General features: G+C 72.1%; 29 protein-coding genes. 18 read left to right on the top strand and 11 right to left on the bottom strand.

Annotated elements, in window-relative coordinates; genetic code table 11:
- The first annotated feature begins 175 nt into the window (after positions 1–175).
- Both IEZ25_RS10500 and IEZ25_RS10495 read left to right on the top strand, forming a co-directional pair.
- The gene (locus IEZ25_RS10500; RefSeq protein WP_191199785.1) at positions 176–385 is read left to right on the top strand and encodes a hypothetical protein; all 210 of its coding nucleotides are present in this window, start codon (positions 176–178) and stop codon (positions 383–385) included.
- Positions 382–699: a type II toxin-antitoxin system RelE/ParE family toxin gene (locus IEZ25_RS10495; RefSeq protein WP_191199381.1), complete on the top strand. Its 318-nt coding sequence runs from the start codon at positions 382–384 to the stop codon at positions 697–699. The genes IEZ25_RS10500 and IEZ25_RS10495 overlap by 4 nt, the downstream gene beginning before the upstream one ends.
- Before the next feature lie 288 nt (positions 700–987).
- Here the strand turns inward: IEZ25_RS10495 and IEZ25_RS10490 are convergent, their stop codons facing one another.
- A complete protein-coding gene (locus tag IEZ25_RS10490; RefSeq protein WP_191199380.1) occupies positions 988–1968 on the bottom strand; it encodes a hypothetical protein in 981 nt (326 codons plus the stop codon).
- 170 nt (positions 1969–2138) lie between these two features.
- Between IEZ25_RS10490 and IEZ25_RS10485 the strand changes: the two genes are divergently transcribed.
- The 4 genes from IEZ25_RS10485 to IEZ25_RS10470 all read left to right on the top strand — a co-directional run bounded on the left by IEZ25_RS10485 (position 2139) and on the right by IEZ25_RS10470 (position 6781).
- Complete coding sequence (locus tag IEZ25_RS10485) at positions 2139–3755, top strand: CHAP domain-containing protein (RefSeq protein WP_191199379.1); 1617 nt, start codon at positions 2139–2141, stop codon at positions 3753–3755.
- A 31-nt stretch (positions 3756–3786) separates the two neighbouring features.
- Complete coding sequence (locus IEZ25_RS10480) at positions 3787–5163, top strand: ferredoxin reductase family protein (protein ID WP_191199378.1); 1377 nt, start codon at positions 3787–3789, stop codon at positions 5161–5163.
- A 90-nt stretch (positions 5164–5253) separates the two neighbouring features.
- Complete coding sequence (locus tag IEZ25_RS10475; RefSeq protein ID WP_191199377.1) at positions 5254–5880, top strand: NADPH-dependent F420 reductase; 627 nt, start codon at positions 5254–5256, stop codon at positions 5878–5880.
- A gap of 55 nt (positions 5881–5935) precedes the next feature.
- Complete coding sequence (locus tag IEZ25_RS10470) at positions 5936–6781, top strand: alpha/beta fold hydrolase (protein ID WP_191199376.1); 846 nt, start codon at positions 5936–5938, stop codon at positions 6779–6781.
- Between the two features lie 40 nt (positions 6782–6821).
- On the opposite strand, the gene IEZ25_RS10465 is transcribed toward IEZ25_RS10470, so the two are convergent.
- Genes IEZ25_RS10465 through IEZ25_RS10455 form a run of 3 tightly spaced genes read right to left on the bottom strand, consistent with a single transcriptional unit; the run spans position 6822 to position 8484 of the window.
- Positions 6822–7499 carry a class I SAM-dependent methyltransferase gene (locus tag IEZ25_RS10465; protein ID WP_224748834.1) on the bottom strand — a complete coding sequence of 226 codons (678 nt, stop codon included), beginning with the start codon at positions 7497–7499 and terminating at the stop codon, positions 6822–6824.
- A complete protein-coding gene (locus IEZ25_RS10460) occupies positions 7496–8068 on the bottom strand; it encodes a GNAT family N-acetyltransferase (RefSeq protein ID WP_318152162.1) in 573 nt (190 codons plus the stop codon). Before IEZ25_RS10460 ends, IEZ25_RS10465 begins: the two co-directional genes overlap by 4 nt.
- Positions 8065–8484 (bottom strand): VOC family protein, encoded by a 420-nt coding sequence (locus IEZ25_RS10455; RefSeq protein ID WP_191199375.1) that lies wholly within the window; start codon positions 8482–8484, stop codon positions 8065–8067. Before IEZ25_RS10455 ends, IEZ25_RS10460 begins: the two co-directional genes overlap by 4 nt.
- On the opposite strand from IEZ25_RS10455, the gene IEZ25_RS10450 reads away from it, so the two are divergent.
- A complete protein-coding gene (locus IEZ25_RS10450) occupies positions 8483–8926 on the top strand; it encodes a YccF domain-containing protein (protein ID WP_224748833.1) in 444 nt (147 codons plus the stop codon). The two genes, IEZ25_RS10455 and IEZ25_RS10450, sit on opposite strands and share 2 nt — an antisense overlap.
- Positions 8927–8936: 10 nt before the next feature.
- Here IEZ25_RS10450 and IEZ25_RS10445 read toward each other — a convergent pair whose 3' ends face one another.
- The 4 genes from IEZ25_RS10445 to IEZ25_RS10430 are packed head-to-tail and all read right to left on the bottom strand — an operon-like array spanning position 8937 to position 12341.
- On the bottom strand, positions 8937–9839 hold the full coding sequence (locus IEZ25_RS10445) for a pseudouridine-5'-phosphate glycosidase (RefSeq protein ID WP_191199374.1): 903 nt from the start codon (positions 9837–9839) through the stop codon (positions 8937–8939).
- Complete coding sequence (locus IEZ25_RS10440; RefSeq protein ID WP_191199373.1) at positions 9823–10761, bottom strand: carbohydrate kinase family protein; 939 nt, start codon at positions 10759–10761, stop codon at positions 9823–9825. The genes IEZ25_RS10445 and IEZ25_RS10440 overlap by 17 nt, the downstream gene beginning before the upstream one ends.
- A 34-nt stretch (positions 10762–10795) precedes the next feature.
- Complete coding sequence (locus IEZ25_RS10435; RefSeq protein WP_318152161.1) at positions 10796–12022, bottom strand: MFS transporter; 1227 nt, start codon at positions 12020–12022, stop codon at positions 10796–10798.
- Positions 12009–12341, bottom strand: a complete 333-nt coding sequence (locus tag IEZ25_RS10430; RefSeq protein WP_191199372.1) for a DUF3054 domain-containing protein — start codon at positions 12339–12341, stop codon at positions 12009–12011. The genes IEZ25_RS10435 and IEZ25_RS10430 overlap by 14 nt, the downstream gene beginning before the upstream one ends.
- Before the next feature lie 33 nt (positions 12342–12374).
- On the opposite strand from IEZ25_RS10430, the gene IEZ25_RS10425 reads away from it, so the two are divergent.
- The 4 genes from IEZ25_RS10425 to IEZ25_RS10410 are packed head-to-tail and all read left to right on the top strand — an operon-like array spanning position 12375 to position 16313.
- Complete coding sequence (locus IEZ25_RS10425; protein ID WP_191199371.1) at positions 12375–13058, top strand: lysoplasmalogenase; 684 nt, start codon at positions 12375–12377, stop codon at positions 13056–13058.
- Positions 13055–14398, top strand: a complete 1344-nt coding sequence (locus IEZ25_RS10420; protein ID WP_191199370.1) for a cytochrome P450 — start codon at positions 13055–13057, stop codon at positions 14396–14398. The genes IEZ25_RS10425 and IEZ25_RS10420 overlap by 4 nt, the downstream gene beginning before the upstream one ends.
- Positions 14399–14407: 9 nt before the next feature.
- Positions 14408–15457 (top strand): glycoside hydrolase family 43 protein, encoded by a 1050-nt coding sequence (locus tag IEZ25_RS10415; RefSeq protein WP_191199369.1) that lies wholly within the window; start codon positions 14408–14410, stop codon positions 15455–15457.
- Between the two features lie 25 nt (positions 15458–15482).
- Positions 15483–16313 carry a thioesterase family protein gene (locus IEZ25_RS10410; RefSeq protein ID WP_191199368.1) on the top strand — a complete coding sequence of 277 codons (831 nt, stop codon included), beginning with the start codon at positions 15483–15485 and terminating at the stop codon, positions 16311–16313.
- Between the two features lies 1 nt (position 16314).
- Here the strand turns inward: IEZ25_RS10410 and IEZ25_RS10405 are convergent, their stop codons facing one another.
- Positions 16315–17418 carry a hypothetical protein gene (locus IEZ25_RS10405; protein ID WP_191199367.1) on the bottom strand — a complete coding sequence of 368 codons (1104 nt, stop codon included), beginning with the start codon at positions 17416–17418 and terminating at the stop codon, positions 16315–16317.
- Positions 17419–17487: 69 nt separating this feature from the next.
- On the opposite strand from IEZ25_RS10405, the gene IEZ25_RS10400 reads away from it, so the two are divergent.
- The 5 genes from IEZ25_RS10400 to IEZ25_RS10380 are packed head-to-tail and all read left to right on the top strand — an operon-like array spanning position 17488 to position 21860.
- Complete coding sequence (locus IEZ25_RS10400) at positions 17488–17778, top strand: hypothetical protein (RefSeq protein ID WP_318152160.1); 291 nt, start codon at positions 17488–17490, stop codon at positions 17776–17778.
- Between the two features lie 5 nt (positions 17779–17783).
- Entirely contained in the window at positions 17784–18695 is a 912-nt protein-coding gene (mshB, locus tag IEZ25_RS10395; protein WP_191199365.1) for an N-acetyl-1-D-myo-inositol-2-amino-2-deoxy-alpha-D-glucopyranoside deacetylase, read from the top strand.
- Positions 18692–19042, top strand: a complete 351-nt coding sequence (locus IEZ25_RS10390) for a hypothetical protein (RefSeq protein WP_191199364.1) — start codon at positions 18692–18694, stop codon at positions 19040–19042. The genes mshB and IEZ25_RS10390 overlap by 4 nt, the downstream gene beginning before the upstream one ends.
- A gap of 9 nt (positions 19043–19051) precedes the next feature.
- On the top strand, positions 19052–20803 hold the full coding sequence (locus IEZ25_RS10385) for a VanW family protein (RefSeq protein ID WP_191199363.1): 1752 nt from the start codon (positions 19052–19054) through the stop codon (positions 20801–20803).
- A gap of 52 nt (positions 20804–20855) precedes the next feature.
- Positions 20856–21860, top strand: coding sequence for a DUF389 domain-containing protein (locus IEZ25_RS10380; RefSeq protein ID WP_191199362.1), 1005 nt, complete (start codon positions 20856–20858; stop codon positions 21858–21860).
- Here the strand turns inward: IEZ25_RS10380 and IEZ25_RS22235 are convergent.
- On the bottom strand, positions 21845–22783 hold the full coding sequence (locus IEZ25_RS22235) for a GNAT family N-acetyltransferase (RefSeq protein ID WP_191199361.1): 939 nt from the start codon (positions 22781–22783) through the stop codon (positions 21845–21847). The genes IEZ25_RS10380 and IEZ25_RS22235 overlap by 16 nt on opposite strands.
- A gap of 66 nt (positions 22784–22849) precedes the next feature.
- On the opposite strand from IEZ25_RS22235, the gene fdxA reads away from it, so the two are divergent.
- Together fdxA and dapC are read left to right on the top strand one after the other, a co-directional pair.
- A complete protein-coding gene (gene fdxA, locus IEZ25_RS10370; RefSeq protein ID WP_191199360.1) occupies positions 22850–23176 on the top strand; it encodes a ferredoxin in 327 nt (108 codons plus the stop codon).
- Complete coding sequence (dapC, locus tag IEZ25_RS10365; protein WP_191199359.1) at positions 23176–24279, top strand: succinyldiaminopimelate transaminase; 1104 nt, start codon at positions 23176–23178, stop codon at positions 24277–24279. Before fdxA ends, dapC begins: the two co-directional genes overlap by 1 nt.
- 175 nt (positions 24280–24454) lie before the next feature.
- Here the strand turns inward: dapC and IEZ25_RS10360 are convergent, their stop codons facing one another.
- A complete protein-coding gene (locus IEZ25_RS10360) occupies positions 24455–25423 on the bottom strand; it encodes a hypothetical protein (RefSeq protein WP_191199358.1) in 969 nt (322 codons plus the stop codon).
- Positions 25424–25569: the final 146 nt, after the last annotated feature.

Genomic DNA, 25569 nt, shown 5'->3' with positions numbered 1-25569 from the left:
CGCGTGCTCATGCTGCTCTTGTTTCACGACTACAAGCGCAGGCAGCAACCATTGGCGTTCAGGCATCGCTCTTCCGCATCGACACCAGCGCCGACCCGATCTTCTGGGGCCGCCTCAGCGCTCGGAGTAGCCTGTCCTTGTGTCGCTGAGCGAGTCGGAGCTGTACGAGGCGGGGATGTCCCTGCCTCCTGACGTGCGCAAGCACGTCGCGCTCCGGCTGCTCGAGTCGGTCGACCCGCCAGAAGGGTTCGACCCGGCCTCGGACTCGTGGCTGCACTCCGACGCCGCTGCTGCGTACGACGCGTTGAAGGCGGACCCAACTCGAGGGATCTCTGCTGATGACATCCGGGCCGGCTTCGAGTCCAAGTGGGCCGCCCGTCGATGACGGGTCGGATCACCTACACCCCTGAGGCACGGCAGCAGCTGGATGCTCTCGACGACTGGATTACCGACAAGGCTTCTCCTGACGTCGCTCAGCGTTTCGTCTCGGCGATCCTCGATCACGTCGACGGCATCGTGGCCTTTCCTCACGCGGGCCGTGCGCGGGACGATGTCCGTCCGGGCATGCGGACAACCACCTTCAAGCAGCGCACACTGATTGCCTACGAGGTCGACGAGTCCTCTGGGAATGTCGGGGTGAACATCCTCGGCGTCTTCCACGGCGGCCAGGACTGGGAGGCAGCTCTCAGCGACAATTGATCTACGTTTCGACCGTCGCGCAGTCCGCAAATGGTCCGCAAGACGTTCGGCGGAGGCCGATTCTCACCGACGGTGTCCAACGCCTCTGGACACGCGTTTTCGCAGGTCAGGTCACATCCTTCGTCCCCAGCCAGCGCTGGCCGTCGACGCCCGGAACTGCCGTTTTCGTTCCGCTTCAACGTCTGACTCGACCCGGTCCGCGGCTCCGGGGACCGCACACAGACCTCCGGCGAGGACCTCGCGCCCGACGTGGTGATCCCGGTGGGCTCCCGTCGAGGTGCCGGTGCGTCACGACCGGGTCTCGTCCACCCACGTGGTGATCATCCCGATCTCGCCGTCGCCGTCGATGCTCAGGTGCAGGAACCGCTCGCGGACGACGTAGCGGAGGTAGCCATCCCTGCGCTGCTCCGGCTCTCCCAGCAGGGCGAGGACGTCGTCGGTCCGCGCCGCCGGTGGGAGCCCTGCGAGGAGTGGGCCGATCGGGTGATCCTGGAGGAAGACCGTGGTCAAGGTGCCGCGCTCGAACTCCACCTCGACCTCGCGAGCCCGTAGCGCCCGCGCTGCCTTGCGCAGGCCGCCGTCGACCAGCGGGACGTCGAGCAGGTCGGCGAGCGCACGCACCTGCGGCGAGCCGTCCGGCGTGCCCAGTGCGGCGAGAACGACCTCGAGGTCGCCGGCGACCTCGGTGGTCGAGGACGGTACGGGTGCAGGCTGGGGGCCAGCCTCGCCCAGCTCGCGACGTACCCACGCGGTGAAGACGTCGTCCTCGGCGGCCGGCCACTCCTCCGGCACCTCGACGGCGAACGTTGCGCCCACCCATGACCGGAAGTCGGTGTGGGCCTCGACCGCATGCTCATCGTCGGGAGGCAGACCGAGCTCGATCTCGGTGATCTCGACGTAGCCGATCGCCAGCAGCGTGAGCAGCTCGACCGCCGAGCCCGCGACCTGGTGGGCGCCGCCCTCCGAGCCCAGCACCACAGCGCGAGTCACGCCGCCGTCGTCCTCCCACAGAGCAAGGATGGAGCCATCGCCACCGGCCTCGCCGATCGGGCGCAGCCGCTGCGCGGCCTCGCTGTCGGCATCGAACCAGCCCTCGAGCGACACGAGTCCGAAGACCGGCCCGAGCACCCGGCTCCCGGGGTACGCCGTGAGGTGCGGCCGGCTGTCGCCCCCGCCATGACCCTGAGCCTCCATCCAGGTCCACGCAGCCTCGAGCTCGCGCGGAATGGCGACCGGGTGCGGAGGCAGCGAATCGTGCAGACGAGACATGCGAGCAGCGTACGGGCGACGTAGCCGTCGGAATTACACAATTGTTCTTCACTCATCGGCGTGGCGGGCTTGACTGAAGGCCCATACGATCACTCATCGTGCAACATCAGCCTCAGCGGTCACTGCCGTCACAGCATCCCCGGACGCCTCGGCGCGCGCGCGAGCGTGCGGTGCGTCGTGCCGGTCACCTGGTCAAGCTGGTCGTCGGCGCCCTGGCGCTCGTCCTGCTCGTCACGCCGACGACGGTCGAGCGGATCAACCTCTCCACCTCGACCTACTTGTGCTCGGGCTATGCCGGGTGCCAGGCGGCCGGGTACGGGAACTACGGCTACCGCCAGGCGTCGGGGACGTCGTACTGGCAGATGTACGTCGGCCACAACTGCACCAACTACGTGGCCTACCGGCTGATCCAGACCGGCATGCCGGACCTCCGGCCGTGGAAGGGCAGCGGCAACGCGTCGAACTGGGGCGTGGCCATGGCGAGCATCACCGACCAGACGCCCACGGTCGGGTCCGTCGCCTGGTACGGGTCGAGGGTGGCGCCGGCGGGGGCGAACGGCCACGTCGCCATCGTGGAGCAGGTCATCTCCGACACCGAGATCGTCGTCTCGGAGGACTACTGGGGCGGCGACTTCCACTGGCGGCGCGTCACGAAGACGGGCGGAGGCTGGCCCTCGGGGTTCATCCACTTCAACGACCGCGTGGTCGCGCCCACCACGGCCCCGGCCATCGTCGGGTCTCCCGCGGTCGGTGCACCGCTGGAGGTGGCGGCCGGCGCCTGGACGCCGACGCCCACCAGCGTCACCGTCCGCTGGCTGGCCGACGGTGCAGCCATCCCCGGTGCCACCTCGGCCGCCTACGTCCCCACGCCCGACGTGAAGGGCAAGGCGCTCGCCGCCGAGGTGACGGCGTCGTTGGACGGCTACACCGCAGGGCGGGCGGTCGTGGCCACGGCTCCAGTGGCGCCGGGGGTGTTCCAGCCCGCCGCGCCACCGACGATCCAGGGGACTCCCGAGGTCGGCCAGACCCTGACGCTCGGCGCCCCCTCGTGGTCGCCGCAACCCGCGAAGGTCGCGACCCAGTGGTACGCCGACGGCAAGGCTCTGCCGAAGGCCACCGGGGGCTCCCTCGTCCTGACGCGCGACCACATCGGCGCGCTCATCAGCGCGCGCACCACCGCGAGCGCGAGCGGCTACAAGAAGTCGCGCACGACCGCGTCCGCGCCCGCGGTCGTCGCCGCCAAGGCCATCGCGATCACCAGCCCGTCCCGCATCAAGGGCACACCACAGGTGGGGAGTCGGCTCGTCGCCCGGGTCGGGACCGTCCGACCGGGTGATGCGAAGGCGACCTTCACCTGGCTGCGCGACGGCCGGCGCATCGCCAAGGCGACGAAGCCGACCTACACGGTCCGCAAGGGCGACGTCGGTCGCCACCTGTCCGTCCGGATCACCCTGGCTCGGCGCCACTTCCGCGACACCACGCAGGACGTCGCCGTGGCGACACCCGTGACGACCGTGCCCGAGGTGAAGGTGCGCTCCGACGCCTCGCGCAAGCGCGTCGCGGTGGACGTGCGCGTCCGTGCTCCCGGAGTGCCGCGGCCCGAGGGGACGGTGACGGTCACCGTGGGACGACGTACGGTCGAGGTCCAGCTGGTCAAGGGCAAGGCCCGCGCCGTCGTGCGCGGTCTCCGCCCGGGGACGAAGCCGGTCGTCGTGCGCTACGCGGGCACGGACGTCGTGCAGGCCAAGGTCGCGCGCTCGCGCGTGACGGTGCCCTCGCGCCGCTAGCCCCCTCGCCCCGCCGTGGCAGACTCGCGCGGTGGGACAGCCGATCGATCGCGTCTCGGCGTCTCCGAGCCTGGACAGGGCCGTCGCGCGGGTGCTCGTCCTGGCCGGCGTGGCGACGATGGTCTTCACGACCGCCATCGCCTATCGCTCGATCGACGAGGTGATGGGCTACCTGGCGAACCCCCTGACCCTGAGGATCCAGGAGGCGGATGCCGCCGGCCTGTGGTCGGCGAACCTGATGCTGCTCCAGGTGATGCTCCTGGCCCGGTTGCCGTGGCTCGAGCGGGCCTGGGGTCGTCAGGTCCTGACCCGCTGGCACCGGCGCCTCGGGTCGTGGTCGGTCTGGCTGATGCTGCTGCACGTGCTGCTGTTCGTGGTCCAGCGCGTCTCCCGCGAGCCCGAGGCCGTGGGCCCGGCGCTGTACCGCCTCTTCGTCGCGGAGCCGTGGATGTGGGCCGCCAGCCTCGGCACCGTGATGGTCGTCCTGGTCGTGGTCTCCTCGATCATCGAGGTCCGGCGCTGGCTGCGCTACGAGACCTGGCACCTGGTCCACCTGTGGGCCTACGTCGGCATGGCGCTCGCGCTGCCGCACCAGCTGGTCGAGGAGCTGGGCCGAGGCGCGAGCGGCGTCTACTGGTGGAGCCTGTACGTCGTCACGCTGGCCGCGATCGTGTGGTTCCGCGTCTTGGTCCCACTGCGCCGGACCCGGCGTTCGGCCCTGCGGGTAGACCGGGTCCACGAGGAGCAGCCGGGTGTCGTGTCGATCGAGGTGACCGGCCGACATCTCGACGAGCTGGGCGCCCGGCCCGGTCAGTTCCTGGTCTGGCGCTTCCTCGCAGGTCGCGCGGGCCTGCGGGGCCACCCCTACTCGCTGTCGGCTGCCCCGAGCGAGGACCGCCTGCGGGTGACCGTCTCCACCGCCGGTGACGGAGGTCGCCACGCCGCCGCACTCCTGCCGGGGACCAGGGTGGCCATCGAGGGACCGTACGGCGCACTCGGCGATCTTCCCCGCCGGCACCCGCGGCTGCTGCTGATCGCCGCGGGTGTCGGGATCACCCCGTTCCGGGCACTCGTCGAGGGCGGCGGGTTCGCGCCGGACGAGGTGAGGCTGCTCTACCGCGTCGCGGACGCGGAGCAGGTCCTCTTCGGAGACGAGCTGCGCGAGCTCGCAGCGGACAAGGGGATCGCCGTGGAGATCATGGCCGGCCACCGGCGCGCCACCGGCTCCTGGCTTCCCGAGGGCACCGACGGGTCCGACCACGACGTGCTGCTGGAGCTGGTGCCGGACCTGCTCGAGCGTGACGTGGTCGTCTGCGGACCGTGGGGATGGTCGGCGGCAGTGCGTCGCGCCGCACACGCGGCGGGGGTCGTCGGTCGCGACGTGCACACCGAGGAGTTCGGCTGGTGAGGCACCGAGGACGAGTCCGTCGACCCCTGTGAGTGTCCGCACAATGACCCCGCTGGGGGAACACGGCGCAGCCCCAGGCGTTCCACCATCATGACGACCATCGGACTCATCGGCAGTGGACACATCGGCACGGCGATCGCTCGGCGCGCCATCGAGCAGGGACACGACGTCGTGCTCAGCAACTCGCGCGGCCCGGAGACGCTGGTCGAGCTGGTGGCGGAGCTCGGCGACCATGCGAGGGCGGCGACGGCGCAGGAGGCGGCCGCGGCAGGCGACCTGGTCGTGGTGACCGTTCCGTTCAAGGCCTACCTCGACGTCCCGGTCGAGCCCCTCGCCGGCAAGGTGGTCATCGACACCAACAACTACTACTTCGAGCGCGACGGTCGATACCCCGAGCTCGACGAGGGCCGCACCAGCGTGAGCGAGATGCTGGCCGCCCACCTGCCGACCTCGAAGGTCGTCAAGGCGTTCAACGCCATCCAGGCCGCGCACATCGTCACCGAGGGTGCCCCTGCCGGCGCCGGTCGGCGTGCGCTGGCGATCGCCGGCGACGACGCGGAGGCCAAGCAGGTCGTCACCGACCTGATCGACTCCTTCGGCTTCGACGTCGTCGACGCCGGGCCGCTGGCCGAGGGCAAGCGCTTCGACCGCGACAAGCCTGCCTACGGCGCCGAGGTCGACGCCGAGGGCATGCGCGCCGCCCTCGCCGCGGGCTGACCCGGCCCACCGTGACGCGACCACCTCCCCACCCACTGCGGCAAGGATGACGACCATGACCCGGCTGACCCCGCAGACGGTCGAGCTCCACGGGCACGAGCTGTCGTACGTCGACAGGGGCACCGGGCCGGTGGTGCTGTTCATCCACGGCATCCTGGGGTCGCAGCGGCAGTGGTCGCACCTCGTGGACCGCATCGACGACGACCAGCGTGTCGTCGTGCCGGACCTGTTCGGGCACGGCGACTCGGCCAAGCCGACCGGCGACTACTCGCTGAGCTCGCACGCCGCGACCCTGCGCGACCTGCTCGACCACCTCGGCATCGAGCGGGTCACGCTGGTCGGACACTCGCTCGGCGGTGGGATCGCGATGCAGTTCTACTACCTGTTCCCCGACCGGGTGGACCGACTCGTCCTCGTCTCCAGCGGCGGCCTCGGACGTGAGGTCAGCCTCGCGCTGCGCTCGGCCACCCTGCCGGGCGCCCAGCAGGTGCTCGGAGTGATCGCCTCCGCTCCGGTCCTGGGACGGGTCGAGGCGCTCGGCCGGGGTGCGCAGAGGGTCGGGTGGAAGCCCGGGGCCGACATCGGCGCGACGTGGCGCGGCTTCACCTCGCTCGGCGACCGCGCGAGCCGCCGGGCGTTCCTCGCCACCACCCGTGCGGTGATCGACTTCGGTGGCCAGAGCATCAGCGCCCACGACCACCTCGCCGGCGCGACGGCGCCGCCGACGCTGATCGTGTGGGGCTCGAAGGACCGGGTCATCCCGGCCTGGCACGCCCTCAGCGCCCAGCAGGCGCTGCCGGACTGCACGGTCGAGCTCTTCGAGGGTGCCGGCCACTTCCCGCACCTCGACGATCCGGACCGCTTCGCCCGGGTGCTGCGGGACTTCATGACGAAGGACTGACCCCGGCCCCGGGCATGGTGCGCCCGTGTCGGGGCCGAGGTCAGGTCGTGGGCTTCGTCCACGCGATCGTGTGACGGAAGCCGAGCCGGCGGCGCATCGAGGCGCCGGGCATGGCGACCTCGACACGCCGGCGCAGGTCGTCGTAGGCCAAGGTCGGGTCCTGCACCGGGTACGCCGGTGGCTGCACGCCGCCCCGGTCCCGCCGCGGGTGCTTGGCGAGGCCGATGACGGGGTTCGTGACGATCGAGGCGGCGTCCCAGAGGTGGTCCGCCAACGACACCGGCGGCGCGAGCCCGACCGCGAGGAATCGGCCGCCGGGCGCCAGGACCTCACGCACGTGCGCGAGGGCGGCGTCGACATCGAGGTGGTGGAGGACGGCGATCATCGTGACGAGGTCGAACGGACCGTCGAGGTCGCTCCAGTCGCTGCCGTCGATCACGACGTTCGCGAGACCCGCGCACCGGTCGGCCGCCTGCCGCTGCATCGTGCGGTCGGCGTCGTTTCCGAGCACGGAGCCGAAGTGCGGCGCCAGCGACTCGACCAGCGCGCCCTGACCGCAGCCGACGTCGAGGGCCGTACGCCGCCGGGCGGGGAGGTTGGCCAGGATCCAGCGGTGGAAGTGGTCGTTGTGGCTCCACGGGTGGCGGGCGTTGAGCCGTGCCATCGCCGTCGACAGGGCGCCCCCGGCACAGGTGCGAGCAAAGGTCCGGAGGGTCATGTGGTCGGGTCGCCGGCGGAGCGCCACTCGTCCTCGAGCATCGCGAAGACCAGCTGGGTGGCCCACTCGCCCTTGAAGACGACGTTGTCGACGAGGCGGGCCTCCTGGCGGAGCCCGAGTCGTGCCAGGAGCCGGGCCGAGGCGTCGTTCTCCGCGATGCAGACCGCGGTGATGCGGTGGAAGCCGAGGTCGTCGAAACCGAGCCGGAGCACCGCGGTGGCGGCCTCGGCGGCGTACCCCTGCCCCTGGGCGTCCCGGGCGAACGCGAAGCCGACCTCGCCCTGCCGGTCCGAGGCCCACTTCAGCAGCACCTCGCCGATGACGGCCCCGCTCGAGCGCAGCTCCACGGCGAGCACGAGCCACTGGCCGGGTGCGACGAGCTCGGTCTGCGTCAGCTTGACCCGGAGCGTCTCCTCGGTGGCCTCCCGGTCGCGCACCGGCCAGGGGACGTAGCGCACGACCTCGGGGTCGCCGTGGAACCGGGCGAGGTCGTCGAGGTCGTCCATCCGGTGCGCGCGCAGCACCAGCCGCTCGGTCTCGATCGGCAGCTCGACGGGCAGTGCGCTCACAGCGAGAAGTGACCGGGCGCGAGGCTGCGGAGCACGCAGAACTCGTTGCCCTCCGGGTCGGCGAGCACGACCCACGACTCCTCGCCGCTCTGGCCGACGTCGGCTCGCGTCGCACCGAGCGCGAGCAGCCGCTCGACCTCCTCGTCGCGCGAGCGGTCGACGGGGGAGAGGTCGAAGTGGATGCGGTTCTTGGCGACCTTGTCCTCGGGCACCCGGGCGAGGAAGAGGGTCGGTGGCACGGGTCCGGACCGCACCGCGTCGAGCAGTGCCTGGTCGTTCTCCCGCGCCGGCCCGATCTCGACGAGGCCGTCCGCCTCGCGGTCGAGCACCACCCAGTCGAGGGCGGCGGTCCAGAAGTCGGCCAGCAGGTCGGGGTCGTGACAGTCGATCGAGAGCTCGGTGATGCGAGAGGCCATGAACCGATCCAAGCACGGCTCGACGGGACTCTGGTTGGATCGACGGGTGCGACTCCTGCTCAACGTCATCTGGCTGGTCTTCGGCGGGTTCTGGCTCTTCCTCGGCTACCTGCTCGCAGGCGTGCTGCTGTGCATCCCGATCATCACGATCCCGTGGGCCATCGCGTCGTTCCGGATCGCCACCTTCGCGATCTGGCCCTTCGGTCGCACTGTCGTCGCCAAGCCGTCGGCCGGCGTGGGCTCGTTCCTCGGCAACGTGATCTGGTTCGTGCTGGCCGGCTGGTGGCTGGTGATCGCCCACGTGCTCTCGGCGATCGCCCTGGCCATCACGATCATCGGCATCCCGCTGGCGCTCGCCGACCTGAAGCTGATCCCGGTCTCGCTCGCGCCGCTGGGCAAAGACATCGTCCCGACCCGCCGCGGCGAGTTCGACGTCCGGTAGCCGACGGCGCTCAGCCGGCGGCGTACTCCCGCGCGATCGCCGCACCGAGGCGTGCGTTGTGCTCGACGAGCGCGATGTTGGCCGTCAGCGACTCACCGTCGGTGATCTCGACGATGCGACCGAGGAGGTACGGCGTCGCGTCCTTGCCGCGGATGCCGAGACGGTCCATGTCGCCGAGCGCCCGGTCGATGATCGCGCCGATCTCGTCGGCGGGGATCTCGGCGTCGGCGGGGATCGGGTTGGCGACGACGACACCGCCGTCGAGCCCGAGGTCCCACTTGGCTCGCATCAGCGCGGCCACGTCGGCGGGGGTGTCGACGCGCATCGGCGCGCCGAAGCCCGAGGACCGGGAGAAGAAGGACGGGAACTCGTCGGTGCCGTAGCCCAGCACCGGGACGCCGAGGGTCTCCAGCTTCTCGAGCGTCAGGCCGATGTCGAGGATGCTCTTCACGCCGGCGCAGACCACGGCCACCGAGGTGGTGGAGAGCTCGGTGAGGTCCGCCGATACGTCGTACGTCGTCTCGGCGCCGCGGTGCACCCCGCCCAGCCCGCCGGTGACGAACACGCCGATCCCGGCGAGGGCGGCCAGGCGCATCGTCGATGCGACGGTCGTCGCGCCGTGGAGACCGCGGGAGACGACGTAGGGCAGGTCGCGGATGGAGACCTTGATGACCGAGGTGTCGGAGGCGAGCAGCTCGAGGTCGTCGGGGGAGAGGCCGATGGTCGGCCGGCCGTGGAGCACCGCGATCGTGGCAGGCACGGCGCCGCCCTCGCGGACGATGTCCTCGACCGTGCGCGCCATCTCGACGTTGGCCGGGTAGGGCATGCCGTGGCTGATGATCGTGCTCTCCAGCGCGACGACGGGCCGGCCGGACGCGAGCGCGTCGCGCACCTCGTCAGTGATCGTGAGCATCTCTCACCTCTCGGGGGATCGGGGACTCGAAGGTGGCCATCGCCTCGGCCAGGTCCGGACGGACGGTGTGGCGGCTGGTGATCGTGGCGGCGGCGGCGCGGTGGCCGTCACGCGCGGCCTCGACCGGATCGGCGCCGCCGAGCCAGGCGGCGACCCAGGCGGCGAGCATCGCGTCGCCCGCGCCTGTGACGTCGACGACCTCGACCGGGATCGCCGGCAGGTGGTGGGTGGGCCGGCCCGCGCTGCAGACGTAGGACCCGCGGACACCCTCGCGCAGCCAGACGTGCTCGACGCCGCGCGCGTGCAGGTCGCGGATGCCGCTCCACGGGTCGCGGAGGCGGCCGGTGAGGGCGTCGACCTCGTCGGAGTTCGGCGTCACGAGGAACAGGTCGCGGACGAGGTCGTGGAGCCGACCGCCCTTCGCGACCGAGACCGGCTCGAAGGCCACCGGGACGTCGGCCGCGGACGCGGCGGCGAGGACCTTCTTCACCTGCGCGCGCGAGAGGTTCCCGTCGACGACGACCAGCGCCACGTCGTCGAGGTGGAGGGTGTCGAGCTCGAGCTCGTCGATGATCGCCATGTCGGACACGGCCGAGACCAGCTCGCCGCGCTCGTCGAGCACGGCCGTGTAGGTGCCGGTCCGACCCGGCGCACGGCGTACGGCCGACACGTCGGCGCCACAGCCGGCGGTCAGCCGCAGCACCTCGTCGCCGAAAGCGTCGTCACCGACCGCCGAGACCAGTCGCACCGGAGCGCCGAGCAGGCCGAGGCACGCCGCGATGTTGCGGCCGACGCCGCCGGGCGAGATCCGGGTGCGACCCGGGTTGCTGGTCGCGGCGACGAGCGGCGCGGAGGTCCGCGCGACGACGTCCATGTTGGTCCCGCCGACGACCACCACCCACTGTCTTCCCTGCCGTCTCACGGGGCAGATCCTGACAGAGGCCAGTCGGTCATCGTCAGAGCTCGTCATCGACGTACGTCGGGCGTGCGACGCGCAGCGCCGCCAGGGTCAGCGGCACCGAGGTCAGCGCGAGCAGCACCAGGATGAGCGACCAGCCGCCGGTGGCGTCGTGGATGAGGCCCACTGCGAAGGGCCCCAGGGCGGCGAGCGCGTAGCCGACCGACTGCACGAGGCCGGAGAGCTGTGCGGTCACCGACGGGTGGCGCGTGCGAGCCGTGATGAGCGCGATGGCGGTCGGGAAGGCCAGCCCGGCGATGCCGAGCATCAGCGCCCAGAGCCAGGGCACCGTGGCCGGTGCGGCGAGCAGCCCGGCGTAGCCCAGGGCGAGCATCACCCCGAAGGAGATCATCAGCGCAGGAAGGCCGCGCCCGCGCGCGATCACGGTCGGCATGACCAGCGCACCGACGATGCCGACGCTGGAGAGCAGCGCCTGGAGCGCGCCGGCCGAGGAGGCTGAGATCCCCGCGTCGCGATAGATCGAGGGCAGCCAACCGAACTGCACGTAGGCGTGCATCGACTGCACGCCGAACAGGACGGTGAGCGCGACGGCCGTCGGGGACTTCACGATGCGTCCGGTGGGGGCAGGCCCGTCTCCCACCTGGCGCTCGACGGGGGAGCGACGCTCCCGCAGTGCGAGCCAGGCCCACAGGGGCACGGCGGCCAGCATCAGCAGGCCCCACATGCCCAGGCCGGCACGCCACGTCCCGGACGCCTCGGTGACGGGTGCGGTGGCCGCCGAGCCGAGGGTGCCGCCGACCACCAGCCCGGTCCCGTAGACCGTCATCAGCACGACGGTGTGCCCCCGTGCCTTGATCCACGCGGGCGCGACGACGTTGCCCACAGCCATGCCGGCGAGTGTGACGACGGTGAGGAACAGGAAGAGGGGGACGCTGTCGGTCACCGCGCGGAGCAGCAGCCCGACGGCGGCCACCGCGAGACCGAGTGCGATCGCGGCGGTCGCGCCGACCTTGCGTGCGAACCAGACCGAGAGCGCGCCGAACAGGCCGAAGCACAGACCCGGCAGACCCGTCATCGCTCCTGCCACACCCGCGCTCATGCCGAGGCCGTCGCGGATCTCCTCCAGGATCGGACCGGGCGACGAGGCCGCCGGGCGCAGGTTGACCGAGACGAGGACGACCGCGGCGACCAGGATGCCGAGAGGGGCGGCGGCTCCCGCGGCGGCGCGGATCGGGGGCTGCTCAGGGGGTTCAGCGTCGGACACGTGCACCGACTCTAGGGAGCACGAGCAGCGCACCGAGGACGAGGGTGGCCACGACGACGAAGGCCGTCGCGGTGCCCTGCCCGCTGAGGTGACGCAGCACCATGCCGCCCGCGAGCGCGCCGAGCCAGACCAGCACCCCGGAGGTGACCGCGGCCGGTGGGCGCCTCGTGGCCGTCAGGACGGCCCAGGCGAGGAGCGTCCCGACCAGGAACGGCCAGGCGGTGGTCCACCAGCCACCCGCCGTCAGCGTGCCGTAGTGACTGAGCCGGCCGATCACCGCGAAGACGCCGACGAGCACCAGGTCGACCACGAGCCACATGGTCGCGAGCCTAGATCGTGGCAGGCTGCGCCCATGGTGGTGCCCCGCGCGGTGTCGTACGCCGTCCTCGTCGTGCTCGGTCTCGTCCACCTCGCCGCCCAGCTCGCCGCCCCCGACGGCACCGTCGCGTCGATCACCCAGCCGCTGCTGATGCCCGCCCTGGCGACGGTGCTGCTCACCGGCACCGCGGCGCCGCGCTCGCTCCTGGTGAGGTGGGTGCTGGTCGCGCTGTTCTTCTCGTGGCTCGGCGACACGGTGCCGCGCTTCGTCGGTGGGGACGGTGGCTTCCTGGCGCTGGTCGGCTGCTTCCTGATCGCGCAGGCGGCGTACGTCGTGGGGTTCTGGTCCCTGCGCGACCGCTCGCTCCTGGCGCGACCGGTGCTCGTGTGGCCCTATCTCGTGGCGCTGGTCGTCCTCGTGCTGCTGTGCCGCCGAGGTGCCGGCGGCCTGCTCCTGCCGGTCGTCGTCTACGGCGTGGCCCTGGCGGCGATGGCGATCCTGGCCACCGGGCTGGGGCTCCTCGCGGGCATCGGGGGTGCGGTCTTCATGCTCTCCGACTCCCTGATCGCGCTGCATGCCTTCGCCGGCGTGGAGCTCCCCGCGCAGGCGTTCTGGGTGATGCTGACCTACGTCGTCGGGCAGACGCTGCTCGTCGTCGCGGTCCGGGCCCAGGCCGATGTCGCGGTGGGTAAACCGGGGTTACAGTCGACGCCATGACGTCGATCGCCGACCTCCCGGTCGGTCGCACCCTGGGTGACGAGGCGCGCGCGGGCGTCCACTGGGGCGTGGCCCACGCCCTCCCCACGCTCGTCCTGCGCCGCGCCGCCGGCCGCGGCGACCTGCAGGCCCGGCTGATCCGCGTCGGCTCGATGGGCACCGAGGAGGTCTTCGACCTGGTCGAGCAGATCCGCTCGAGCGGGCCGCTCTACCGCTCGCGCCTCGGTCACGTCGCCACCAGCCACGCCGCCGTGCGCCACGTCCTCACCAGTGACGACTTCCGCACCGGGTTGCCGACCGCCGACGGGCCCCTCGGCCGGATCTCGCGGTGGTCGGCGCCGAGCACCCTCCACCCGGTCGAGCCGCCGTCCCTGCTGGTGACCGAGCCGCCCGACCACACGCGCTACCGCAAGCTGGTCACCCGGGTCTTCACCATGCGGGCCGTCGAGAGGCTGCGCGAGCGGACCGAGGAGATCGCCTCGGACCTGCTGGACCGGATGGGGCCACGGGCGGGCCGTCCCGTCGACCTCGTCGAGGCCTACTGCGCAGCCCTGCCGGTCACGGTCATCGCCGAGATCCTCGGGGTGCCGGAGTCGGACCGCGGGCAGGTGCTCGACTTCGGTCAGGCGGCGGCGCCGAGCCTCGACCTCGGACTCGGCTTCCGGCGCTACCGCTCGGTCAACCGGGCGCTCACCCGGTTCGACGCATGGCTGGGTGAGCACCTCGACCACCTGCGCCGCAACCCGGGCGACGACCTCCTGAGCCAGCTGGTCGCGGTGCGCGAGGACGGTCAGGGGTTGAGCGAGACCGAGCTGCGGGCGACCGCCGGGCTGGTGCTCGCCGCAGGATTCGAGACGACGGTCAATCTGCTCGGCAACGGCATCGCCCTGCTGCACGCCCACCCGGGCGAGCGGGCGCGCGTGGACGCTGATCCGAGCCTCTGGGCCAACGTCGTCGAGGAGACCCTCCGGCTCGACCCTCCGGTCCTGCTCACCGGACGGATGGCGGTGCGCGACACCACGCTCGCGGACCAGCCCGTGCGGGCCGGGGCGATGGTCACCGCCATCCTCGGTGGCGCCAACCGCGACCCGGCGGTCTTCGAGGACCCGCTCCGCTTCGACGTCGGCCGGTCCAACGCCCGTGACCACATCTCCTTCTCGGCCGGCCGGCACCACTGCCTCGGCGCGCAGCTGGCCCGGATGGAGGGCGAGGTCGGGCTGCGCGCGATCTGGCAGCGCTACCCCGACCTCCGGCTCGAGCCCGGCGCGCGCCGCCGCGAGACCCGCATCCTCCGGGGATTCCAGGCGCTTCCGGCGACGCTGGGGCCCGGGAGCCGATAGGTTCCCCCGGTGCCGAACCGGGGAGCCCTGCGCCTGCTCGTCCTCGTGCTGTGCGCGGGGGCGTTCGCCGTCGTGGCGCCGGCATCCGCCACCGACCAGGTCCCGCGACCCGTGCTCAACCTCGACTTCCCCGACCCTGCGGTCGTGTCGACGCCTCGCGGCCTGGTCGCCTACGCCACCGGCGACCGGGTGCCGCACGCCTGGTCGCAGCGCGCCGACGGGCCGTGGCGACGCGGACCCGGCCTGCTGACCCACCGACCGAAGTGGTCGCGCGACGGAGGGGTCTGGGCCGTCGACGTGGCGCGCGTGCGCGGGCGCTGGCTGCTCTACTACGCCTCGCCGGTGCGCGGGATGGGCGAGCACGGACGGTGCATCGGCGTCGCGCGATCCTCCTCGGCGCGGGGACCGTTCCGACCGGTCGGCAGCCGACCGCTGGTGTGCCCGGCGTACGCCAACGCCCCCACCGCAGGGGATCCGCTGCTGCCGCGCGACCCGACGCTGCCGCGGGCCGGGGTGATCGACCCGTCCTGGTTCCGCGACACCGACGGGTCGTCGTACCTGCTCTACAAGACCGACCGCACCCCGTCGACGATCCGCGTGGTGGCGCTGACCCGCGACGGCCAGGCGGTGAAGCGTGGGGCGACGAGCATCGAGCTGCTGCGGTCCGCGGGGGTCCTCGAGAACCCGGTGCTGACCCGACGCCCGGAGGGCTACGTCATGCTCGCCTCCGAGGGCGACTGGACCCGGTGCGGCTACCGCACCACCTGGCTGCGCTCCCCGAGCCTGCTGGACTGGACGGCCGCGGTGTCGGGGCCGCTGCTCGACGCCGACAGCACGCGGCTGTGCGGTCCCGGTGGCGCTGACCTGGTCGAGGGTCGCGGCGGCCGCACCCTCGTCTTCCTGCACGGTTGGACCTGTCGTGCCACGCCCCTGCCCTGCTCGGGCACGGGGAAGTGGGACCACAAGCCGCGGGAGCGGGGCCGACGGGCCATGTACGCCGCCCGGCTGCGCTGGGTCGACGGTGTGCCGGAGGTCACCGGCTGGCTCCCGTCGCGCTGAGACCGCTCACGCCTAGGCTCGCGGCATGGCTTCCGAGAGGTCTTCCGAGAAGGTGTCCGAATGGGACGCACACACCGCGATCGACGAGATCGGCGACGGCCTCTTCGGAGCCGAGCTCGACCCGGGCTGGGTGGTCGGCGGTGGGGTGAACGGCGGCTACGTCCTCGGGGTCGCCGGCCGAGCGATCGCCGCCGCGGTGCCGACCAAGCCGCACCCGCTCGCGGTCAGCGCCCACTACCTCTCGGCCTCACGGCCCGGCCCCGCCCGGGTCGCCACCCGGGTCCTGCGCGAGGGCGGCACGGTGGCGACCGTCGCCGCCGACGTCTCGCAGGAGGGCACCACCCGGATCTCCGTGCTGGCGACGTACGGCGACCTCGCCGCGATGCCGTCCGACGTGGAGACCACGGCGGTCGAGCCGACGCTGCCCCCGCTGTCGGAGTGCGTGGCGGGCTCGCTCGCGCCCGAGGACTTCCGTCGGATCGCGCCGGTGATGGAGCGCTTCGACATGCGCTTCGACCCGGCCTGCATCGGCTGGGCGACGGGGGAGCCGAGCGGCAACGGCCACATCCAGGCGTGGATGAGGATGGCGGACGGCCACGAGCTCGACCCCGTCGGCCTGCTGATGGCCTGCGACGCGCTGCCGCCGGTGACCTTCGACCTCGGGCGCCCGGGCTGGGCGCCGACCCTCGAGCTCACCGTGCACGTCCGGGCGGTCCCGGCCCCGGGGTGGCTCAGGCTCTCGCACCGCACGCGCAACGTCGCCGGCGGGATGTTCGAGGAGGACTGCGAGGTCTGGGACTCGGCCGGTCGGCTCGTCGCCCAGAGTCGTCAGCTGGCCATGCAGCCGCGCGCCTGAGTCAGGAGAAGAAGGCCCGGTCCATCGACACGATCCAGCGCCGGCGGGGGTGCTCCGTGATCGACCAGAGACGGTCCGTCGAGGGCCAGTAGGACAGGTCCTCCGGACCCATCGGCAGCGCCCAGCGGTGCCTCTTCATCGAGCCGGGGCGACCGGCGTACACCGTGCCCGGTCCCCAGGGGCCGTTGGACACCGTGACGTGGTAGCGGCCCGCGGCGATGACCGCGCCCTGCATCCGGCGTACGCCGCCGTCGTCGAGGGCCAGCGGCCGGGAGAAGCCGTCGTCGCCGACCGACAGCTGCCACGTCGACGGGTCGAGGCGGTAGCGGGCCAGCCGGGTCGTCGCGTCGGGGTTGGCGGCGTACTCGCCCGCGACCAGCCCGGGCGGGTCCGAGCTGCGGTCGAGCGACATGAAGGAGTAGCGCAGCTTCTCGTGGCCCTCGTCGGTGTGGGCCTGGTAGGTGAACCGCACCGGCAGCACGTAGCGGTGCCCGAAGGAGTGGAGCAGCCGCCCCTCGATGCCCAGCTGGTCGGGGTGGTCGTCGTCGCCGGGGACACGCATGATGTCGTCGACCCGCGCGGTCACGAAGCCGCGGTTGGTCGCGGCGACGTGGAGGTAGGGGCCGGCCCAGACGATGCCGCCGGCGTGGATGTTCATCGGCTTCAGCACCAGCTGACCGGTCTTGTCCAGGACCGGGACCACGAGCAGGACGTGGCGGTAGTTTCCCGCGTCGAGGTCGACGAAGGTGACCCGGGACCCGCGCTTGATGCCGTCCTTGCCGGTGGAGTACCACGTCGTCACGACGACGCGGCGGCCCTGGATGTCGCCGGTGTCAGAGGAGTCGGCGCTGGTGGAGATGCCTTGGGGGTACCAGAGCTCGTCACGCTCGTCGTAGTCGTCCCAGCGCCAGGCCTCGCGCACGGCCCGGCCGAGCAGCCGCGGCGCCCGCGAGCGGCGCGCGGGCCACTTGAGGTCGTCGAGCAGCCCGCCGATCCCCGCCGGCTCTCCCAGCACCCCCGCGAGGGCGGCGATCTCGCGGACGTTCTCGTCGGTGCGCTCCAGGTGGACACCCTGCACGTACGGCGACTCCGAGGCTGTCGACATGCTCCGACAGTAGCCACCGCGCCCCGTCGACCCCGCGGGGGACGGGAGGGCCCGCGGCACAATGTGGGCGTGAGGGCGATCTTCTTCGACGAGGACGACGCGCGGGCGGTCGTGGCACGGTTGCAGGCCGACGGCTTCGAGGCGCGCACGGAGCGCGAGCGGCTGTCCGGCGAGGACGACGACGAGGACCACCCGTGGGCGGTCGTCAGCGACGCGCCGGCCTTCATGCTGGAGGTGCTCGTCGACACCCACGACGGGTGGCTGGACGAGGAGCCGGATGCCGGGGAACAGGAAGCACCCCTGCCGCCGTTGGACCTGCCGATGGCGCCCAAGCGGATCAAGCGCCCCGACCTAGGCTGAGGTACATGTCCCACACCCCCGAGCACCGCATCCTGCTCGTCCACGCCCACCCCGACGACGAGTGCATCGGCACCGGCGCGACGATGGCGCGCTACGTCGACGAGGGCGTCGGCGTCACCCTGGTGACGTGCACCGCCGGCGAGATGGGAGAGGTGCTGGTCCCCGCGCTCGAGCACCTCGCCTACGAGAAGGACGGCGGCCTCGGCGAGCACCGTCGCGGCGAGCTCGACGAGGCGATGAAGGTCCTCGGCGTCACCGACCACCGCTTCCTCGGCGGCTTCGGCAGGTTCCACGACTCGGGCATGGCCTGGCACGAGGAAGGGCATGCCGTCGCCGCCGAGAGCATCCCCGACAACGCCTTCTGGACCGCCGACCTCAACGAGGCCGCCGACGAGCTGGTCTCCGTCATCCGCGAGGTCCGCCCGCAGGTGCTGGTGACCTACGACCAGTTCGGCGGCTACGGCCACCCCGACCACATCCAGGCCCACCGCGTCGCGATGTACGCCGCCCAGCTGGCCGCCGTGCCGTCCTACAAGCGCGAGCTCGGCGAGCCCCACGACATCGCGAAGATCTACTGGACCGCGATGAGCGAGTCCCGGATGCGCGCGAGCCTGCGCCAGCTGCGTGAGTCGGGCGACACCGAGACGTTCAAGGGCATGGAGCCCGACGGCAAGCTGCCGCCCTTCGTCACGCCCGACGAGCTGATCAGTGCCCGGGTCGACGGCAAGGCCACGGTCGACCGCAAGATGGCCGCGCTGGCCAAGCACGACACCCAGGTCGAGCAGGACGGTCACTTCTTCTCCGGTGCCGAGAGCGGGCACTCCTGGTGGTCCGACGAGTACTACCGCCTGGTCAAGGGGCACGCCGGGAAGATCGGTGCCGACGGGTTCGAGGAGGACCTCTTCGCCGGGCTGTGACCGCGCTGCTCGCCCTGCTCGCCGGGGTGGTCGGCATGCTGTCCGGCGCCGCCGGCACCCTGCTGCACCACTACTGGTGGGGGCTGCTGCTCGCGCTGGTCGCCGGTCTCGGCGCGCTGGCCTGGCTGCCGCCCGGCGGCGTACGCCTCGGCTTCGCGATCGGGTGGTGCCTGCCCGTCGTGCGAGGTGCCGTCGAGCGTGCGGGCGGGGGTTTCCTGATCGCGTCGGACGCGCAGGGGTGGTCGTTCCTCGCCGGCTCGTTCGTGCTGCTGGTGGCGGCGCTGGTCACGGTGGCGTCCGGCCGGGGACGCGCCGGGGATCCCGGAGTTCGACCGCCCGCCACCTAAACTCGCCGCGTGCCGAAGAAGCCGCGCAGTGACGACCAGCCCCGCGACAAGGTGGGTGCCAAGGTCGTCCTGTGGCTGCTCTTCGGCCTCGCGGCCCTGTTCGGCGGGCTCTACGTCGGTGCGCACTACGCCGCCGGCGACAAGGTGCCGCGCAACACCACCGTGTCCGGCGTCCGGATCGGCGGGCACTCCCAGGCCGAGGCAGCGCAGCGCCTCGAGGCCGGGCTGGCCGACAAGGTGAACCGCGGGATCGCGGTCACCGTCGACGGCGACGACACGACGCTCGACCCGGCGGCCAGCGGCCTGTCGGTCGACTACGAGGCGTCGGTCGCCGAGGCCGGCGGCGAGGAGAGCTGGGACCCGGTCCGGCTCTGGAACTACTTCACCGGCGGCAGCTCCTCCGAGGCCCAGGTGCAGGTCGACAACGACGCCTTCAACGCCTCGCTGCTCGCCCTCGACGACCAGTTCGGCACCCAGGCGGTCAACGGCACGGTCGGCTTCGACGGCGCCGAGATCACCCGGACGGACCCGGTCACCGGGCAGGCGCTCGACCCGGCCGACACGCTGGCCGCGCTGCGCTCGGCGTACCTCCAGGACGACCCCGCGCCGGTCGCGCTCGAGATGAGCGACGTCGTGCCCGACATCGACTCCTCCGACGTGCAGGAGGCGCTCGACTCGTTCGCCTCCCCGGCCGTCGCAGCACCGGTGACGCTCGGCTTCGAGGGCTCGAACGTCAAGGTCTTCCCGGCCGACTACACCCCCGCGCTGAGCCTGGTCGCGACCGACGGCGAGCTGGTGCCGACGCTCGACGCGGCCACCCTCACCGAGGTCGTCGGCTCGAAGGTCACCACGGGAGCTGCCGTGGACGCGACCGTCCAGCTGGTCGATGGCAAGCCGCAGGTCGTGCCGGCCAAGCCCGGTGTCACCTTCGACGCGGCCGAGCTCGAGGCCGGCTTCCTCGCCGCGGTCGCCAAGCCGCAGGGGGAGCGGACGCTCGCGCTGTCCTCCCAGGTCTCCCAGCCCGAGTTCACCACGAAGGACGCCCGCGCGCTGAAGATCAAGGAGCGGGTCTCGACGTTCCCGACCTACTTCCCCTACGCGGAGTACCGCAACATCAACATCGGTCGCGCCGCCGAGCTGATCAACGGCACCGTGCTCAAGCCGGGCGAGACCTTCTCGCTCAACGACACCGTCGGCGAGCGCACCAAGGCCAACGGCTTCACCGAGGGCTTCATCATCAGTGACGGCATCCTCGTCCGGGACCTGGGCGGTGGCGTGTCCCAGATGGCGACGACGACGTTCAACGCGATGTTCTTCGCCGGGCTGCAGGACGTCGAGCACAAGCCGCACTCGTTCTACATCGACCGCTACCCGATCGGCCGTGAGGCGACCGTCGCGTGGGGCGCGGTCGACCTGCGCTTCACGAACGACACCCCCTACGGCGTCCTCATCCAGGCCAACGTGACCCCGTCGACCCCGTCCTCGTCCGGTGTCGCGACCGTGAGCATGTGGTCCACCAAGTACTGGGACATCACCACCACCACGGGCAACCGCTACAACCCCACCAAGCCCAAGACCCGCGAGATCGACACCGTCGAGTGCCACCCGAACACCGGCTTCGACGGCTTCGACATCGACGTCGTCCGCTACTTCAAGCCGGTGAACGGCAACACCGAGACCCGCGACGACGAGGTCTTCCACACGACCTACATCCCCAGCGACACGGTCGTGTGCACCAACCCGAACGCCACCGACGGCTGAGCCGGGTCGACGCCAAGGCCACCGAGGAAGTCCTCAGGACTAGGGTCGCGCCATGCTGGTGCACCTGCGGCTCACCGTGCCCGCCGCGCTGACCGACGACGTCCTCGACCTCCTCGCCGACGACGACCGCACGGCCAACCTCACGCGGTGCCGCGGCGCGTCGATCTCGCCCGAGGGCGACCTCGTGGAGTGCGACGTCGCACGCGAGCTCGCCGGCGAGGTGATCGGCCGGCTCAAGGAGCTCGGCCTGCACCAGTCCGGCGGGATCGTCGTCACCACCCCGACCAGCACGCCGTTCGCGGCAGCTCGACGCCTCGGCGAGATCGCACCCGGCGACCCGGACGACGCGGTCATCTGGGACATGGTCGTCGAGCAGTGCTGGGCGGCCAGTCGGCCGACGATCTCCTACCTGCTGTTCTTCGTGCTCGCGACCCTCCTGGCAGCGATCGCGGTCATCACGGACTCGGCCGTCCTCGTGATCGGGGCGATGGTCGTGGGTCCGGAGTTCGGCACGGTGGCGGCCATCGCCGCCGGGCTGGTCCTGCGCAGGCCCCGCCTCGCACGTCGTGCCGTGGCGGTGCTCGTCGGGGGGATCGTCGTGTCCGTGACGGTGGTGGCCGTCCTCTCGCTCGTGGGCGGGCTGACCGGGCTGGTCACCCAGGACATGGTCACCCGGGCCCGGCCGCAGACCGGCTTCATCTGGCACCCGGACCGGTGGTCGTTCATCGTCGCCCTCATCGCGGGCGCTGCCGGTGTCCTCGCGCTCACCACCTCGCGCGCCAACGCGATGGTCGGGGTGTTCATCTCCGTCACCACGATCCCGGCGGTGGGCAACCTGGCCCTCGCGCTCGGGCTGGGTGCTCCCTCGGAGATCCGGGGCTCTGCGGCGCAGCTCGCGGTCAACCTCGGCGGCATGGTGCTCGCCGGGGTGCTGGTCCTCGTGCTGCAGCGACTGCTGTGGGTGCCGACGCTCGCAGCCTCCCAGAGGCTGTTCAACCGTCGCGAGATGGACCGCCGCCGGGCGCGGGACGACGACCCGGCTCAGCCGACCAGGTAGCGGTTGGTGTGGTGCGTGACGAACCCGTGCCGCTCGTAGAGCGCGATCGCACCTGTGTTGACGGTCTCCACGTGCAGCATCGCGGTGGTCGCCCCGCGCGACGCCCCCCAGTCGAGCAGCTCGGCCAGGACCGCGGTGGCCAGACCGCGGCGCCGGTGCGCGGGGTCGACGAGGAGGCCCTCGACCAGCAGCCAGTCGCCGGACAGCACGGCGCGCCCGGTCGCCGTACCCCCGTCGAGGGTGGCCGTCGCGTCGGTGTCCGACTCCTCCACCTGGGCCGGTGCGTCGGGCGCGACAGCGCGCAGGGACCGAAGCGCACGGGAGACCGGCGCGAGCTGCGCGTGGGCGTCGCCGTCGCCCGTGGAGACGAAGCCGAGAGGTGCGAGCAGGCGCTCGACCTCCTGGCCGAGCTGGACCTGGACGTACGGCGTCTGCTCCCGCGCGGCGTAGAACTCCCGCACCGCGTAGGCCGCGTCGACCAGGCCGATCCCCGGCTCGTCCACGGCCAGGGCGGAGTTGCCGCGACGACGCAGCCGCCCGCCGTGCGGGGGAGAGGCACGGAGCAGCCAGTCGCCGAGCGGCTCCGTCTCGAGCGAGGTCCACAGCGCGCCGACGTGCTGCTCGACGTCGCGCGCCGACACCCGCGCGCGCACGGACGCGCGTGGCGGCACCGGCTTGCCGGTGACGACGTCGGCCAGGGCGATCTCGACCGGCCCGGCCCGGTCCGGGGGACCGTCGCGGTCGATGGTGAGAGAGTGCGCGCCCCAGGCCGTGCAGGTGCCGAGGACGTCGCTCGCGCGGCCGTCGGGGAGCAGGTGGCGGACCACGACGCGCAGGCCGACGACGTGGGGGCCGAGGGTGTGGCTGCCCACGGTCGTCGCGCCACGTGTCTCGCCGTGGTGGGGTTCTGACGTCTCGGGCACGGTCCGGATACTAGAGTGGCGACGTTCCACCCCCTTCGTTCCCCGTTGTGCTTCCAGGAGGATCTGGTGACCTACGTCATCGCCCAGCCGTGCGTCGACCTCAAGGACCGCGCGTGCGTCGACGAGTGTCCTGTCGACTGCATCTACGAGGGCAAGCGGATGCTCTACATCCACCCCGACGAGTGCGTCGACTGCGGCGCCTGTGAGCCGGTCTGCCCGGTCGAGGCGATCTTCTACGAGGACGACACCCCGGAGGAGTGGAAGGGCTTCTACGACGCCAACGTCCACTTCTTCGACGACCTCGGCTCGCCCGGCGGTGCCGCGAAGATGGGCGTCATCGACGCCGACCACGAGCTCGTCGCCGCGCTGCCCCCGCAGGAGCACGACGAGTGATGTCGCAGCCGGTCTCCGGCCGGCTCCCCGACTTCCCGTGGGACAAGCTCACGACGTACGCCAGGACGGCGCGCGCGCACGCCGACGGGGTCTGTGACCTCTCGGTCGGCACGCCCGTCGACGCGACGCCCGCCGTCGTCCAGGACGCGCTGCGGGCCGCGGCCGACTCGCCGGGGTATCCGACGACGATCGGCCTCGAGGCCACCCGCCAGGCGGCGATCGACTGGCTGGCGCGCCGCCACGGCGTGAGCGGCCTCGGCCTCGACGGCGTGCTGCCCGTCACCGGGTCCAAGGAGCTCATCGGCTCCATGGCCCTGCACCTCGGGATCGGCGCGGGCGACCTCGTCGGCTATCCCGCGCTGGCCTACCCGACCTACGAGGTCGGCGCGGCCCTGGCCGGGGCCGACAGCCTGGCCACCGACTCGCTCACCGCCTTCGGCCCGCGCACGCCACGACTCCTGTGGCTCAACAGCCCGGCCAACCCCAGCGGCCGGGTGCTGCCGCCCAACCACCTGCGCAAGGTCGTCGACTGGTGCCGCGAGCGCGGCACGATCCTAGTCTCCGACGAGTGCTACATCGAATGCGCGTGGGAGGGCGAGGCCCCGCTGTCGATCCTCGACCCGCAGGTCAACGGTGGCTCGCTCGACGGCATCCTCGCCGTGCACTCGCTGTCCAAGCGCTCCAACCTCGCCGGCTACCGCTGCGCCTTCGTCGCCGGCGACCCCACGCTCGTCGGCGAGCTGCTCGCGGTCCGCAAGAACCTCGGTCTCCAGATGCCCGGTCCGCAGCAGCGCGCGATGATCGCGGCGCTCGAGGACGACGTGCACGTCGAGGAGCAGCGCACGAGGTACGCCGCGCGCCGGGCGCTGCTCAAGGACGCGCTGGAGGGAGCCGGCTTCCGCATCGACCACTCCGAGGCCTCCCTCTACCTCTGGGCGACCCGGGGCGAGGACTGCTGGACGACCGTGGGCGACCTCGCCGAGCGCGGCATCCTCGTCGCGCCGGGGGAGTTCTACGGCGCCGCGGGGCGCGAGCACGTCCGCGTGGCGTTCACCGCCACCGACGAGCGGGTCGCTGCCGCGGTCGCGCGCCTCGAGGGCTGAGCCCCGCCGCGTCGGCGTACTCCCGTGTCACGGGTGCTCCGTCCACACGTCGGCATCCCCGCGAACGGGCCGGGGAGGGCTCTGCACCCGAGTCTCCCGCTTGTCGTACGAGATCTGGTGTGACAAGCGGGGCGGTCACCGGATATCCGGTGACTCCAGCCGAAGAGATGCCCGCTCAGCGGAGCACGTCGACGTGCACGTGGTCGCGGTGCTCGAGGATCGCCCGGTCGCCACGTGAGGACGACGGCACGCGGTAGTCGCGCCACCCGTCGCCTGCGCGCCGTCCGGCCTGCCAGATGCGGTCGTCGAAGATGATCGTGGAGACCGCGAGCCGATCGGCGTTGGCGACGAGGTAGCTCGCCATCGCCCAGCCCCGCTTGCGGTTCTCGGCGTTGACCGGCCGGAAGAACACGTCGATCGCGCGGCCCTCGTAGTGCGCGGAGCCCTCCATGTGGCCGGTCGAGACGCCGGCCGGCTCGAACCCCCCGAGCGACAGGCTCCCGAAGCGGGCCTCGAGGTCCTCGCGCACGACGACCGCGCGGGGGACCAGTCCGGACGGGTCGAGCTCGTCGCTCGCCTCGTCGGCGTCGCCCCGCACGTCGCACCACAGGGCCTCCGGCGAGTTGCCGGTGAGGGCCGAGGCCAGGGCGCGGCCGTCGCGCTCGTGGTCGGCGTAGGCGTCGGGGAAGGCGGAGCGCTGCACGGTCTGGGCGGCGACGGTGATCTCCATCGCCTCGTAGCCGTCGACCTTGGCGAGCGCGTCGTAGAAGGCGTTGGTCGCGAAGACCGGGTCCATCAGCTGCGGCACGGTGCCCCAGCCCTGCGACGGCCGCTGCTGGAAGAGACCGACGGAGTCACGATCGCCGTAGTCGATGTTGTAGAGCTTCGACTCCTGGTAGGCCGTGGCCAGGGCGATGCTCGCCGCCCGCGCCGGCATCCCGCGCTGGATCGACACCGCGGTGATGAGCGAGGCGTTCTCGGCCTGCTCGAGGTCGAGCTCCACCCGGTGGCCGTCGACCTCCGCGGTGCACCCGCTGGTGTCGAGGATCGTGGTGACGCCGCCGCGGTCGAGCAGCACGAACGACGTCACGGCCACGGCGAGCACGCCGAGGACCACGAACACCCCAGTCCACGCCCGCCGCACCGCGTCAGCCTCTCAAACCAGTGGTGACGACGGGGTGCTGCGGCACCGCTCGGCGCGCTGGACAACCGCCACACTTATCGCATGCGTCGGTCGAAAGTCGACGGATCGGCAACGGATCTCGCCATCCGGTCGGTTCCGTCCCACGT

The organism is Nocardioides hwasunensis (assembly GCF_014779665.1).
Classification (GTDB): Bacteria; Actinomycetota; Actinomycetes; order Propionibacteriales; family Nocardioidaceae; genus Nocardioides; species Nocardioides hwasunensis.
This window is presented reverse-complemented; position numbering and strand designations above follow the sequence as displayed.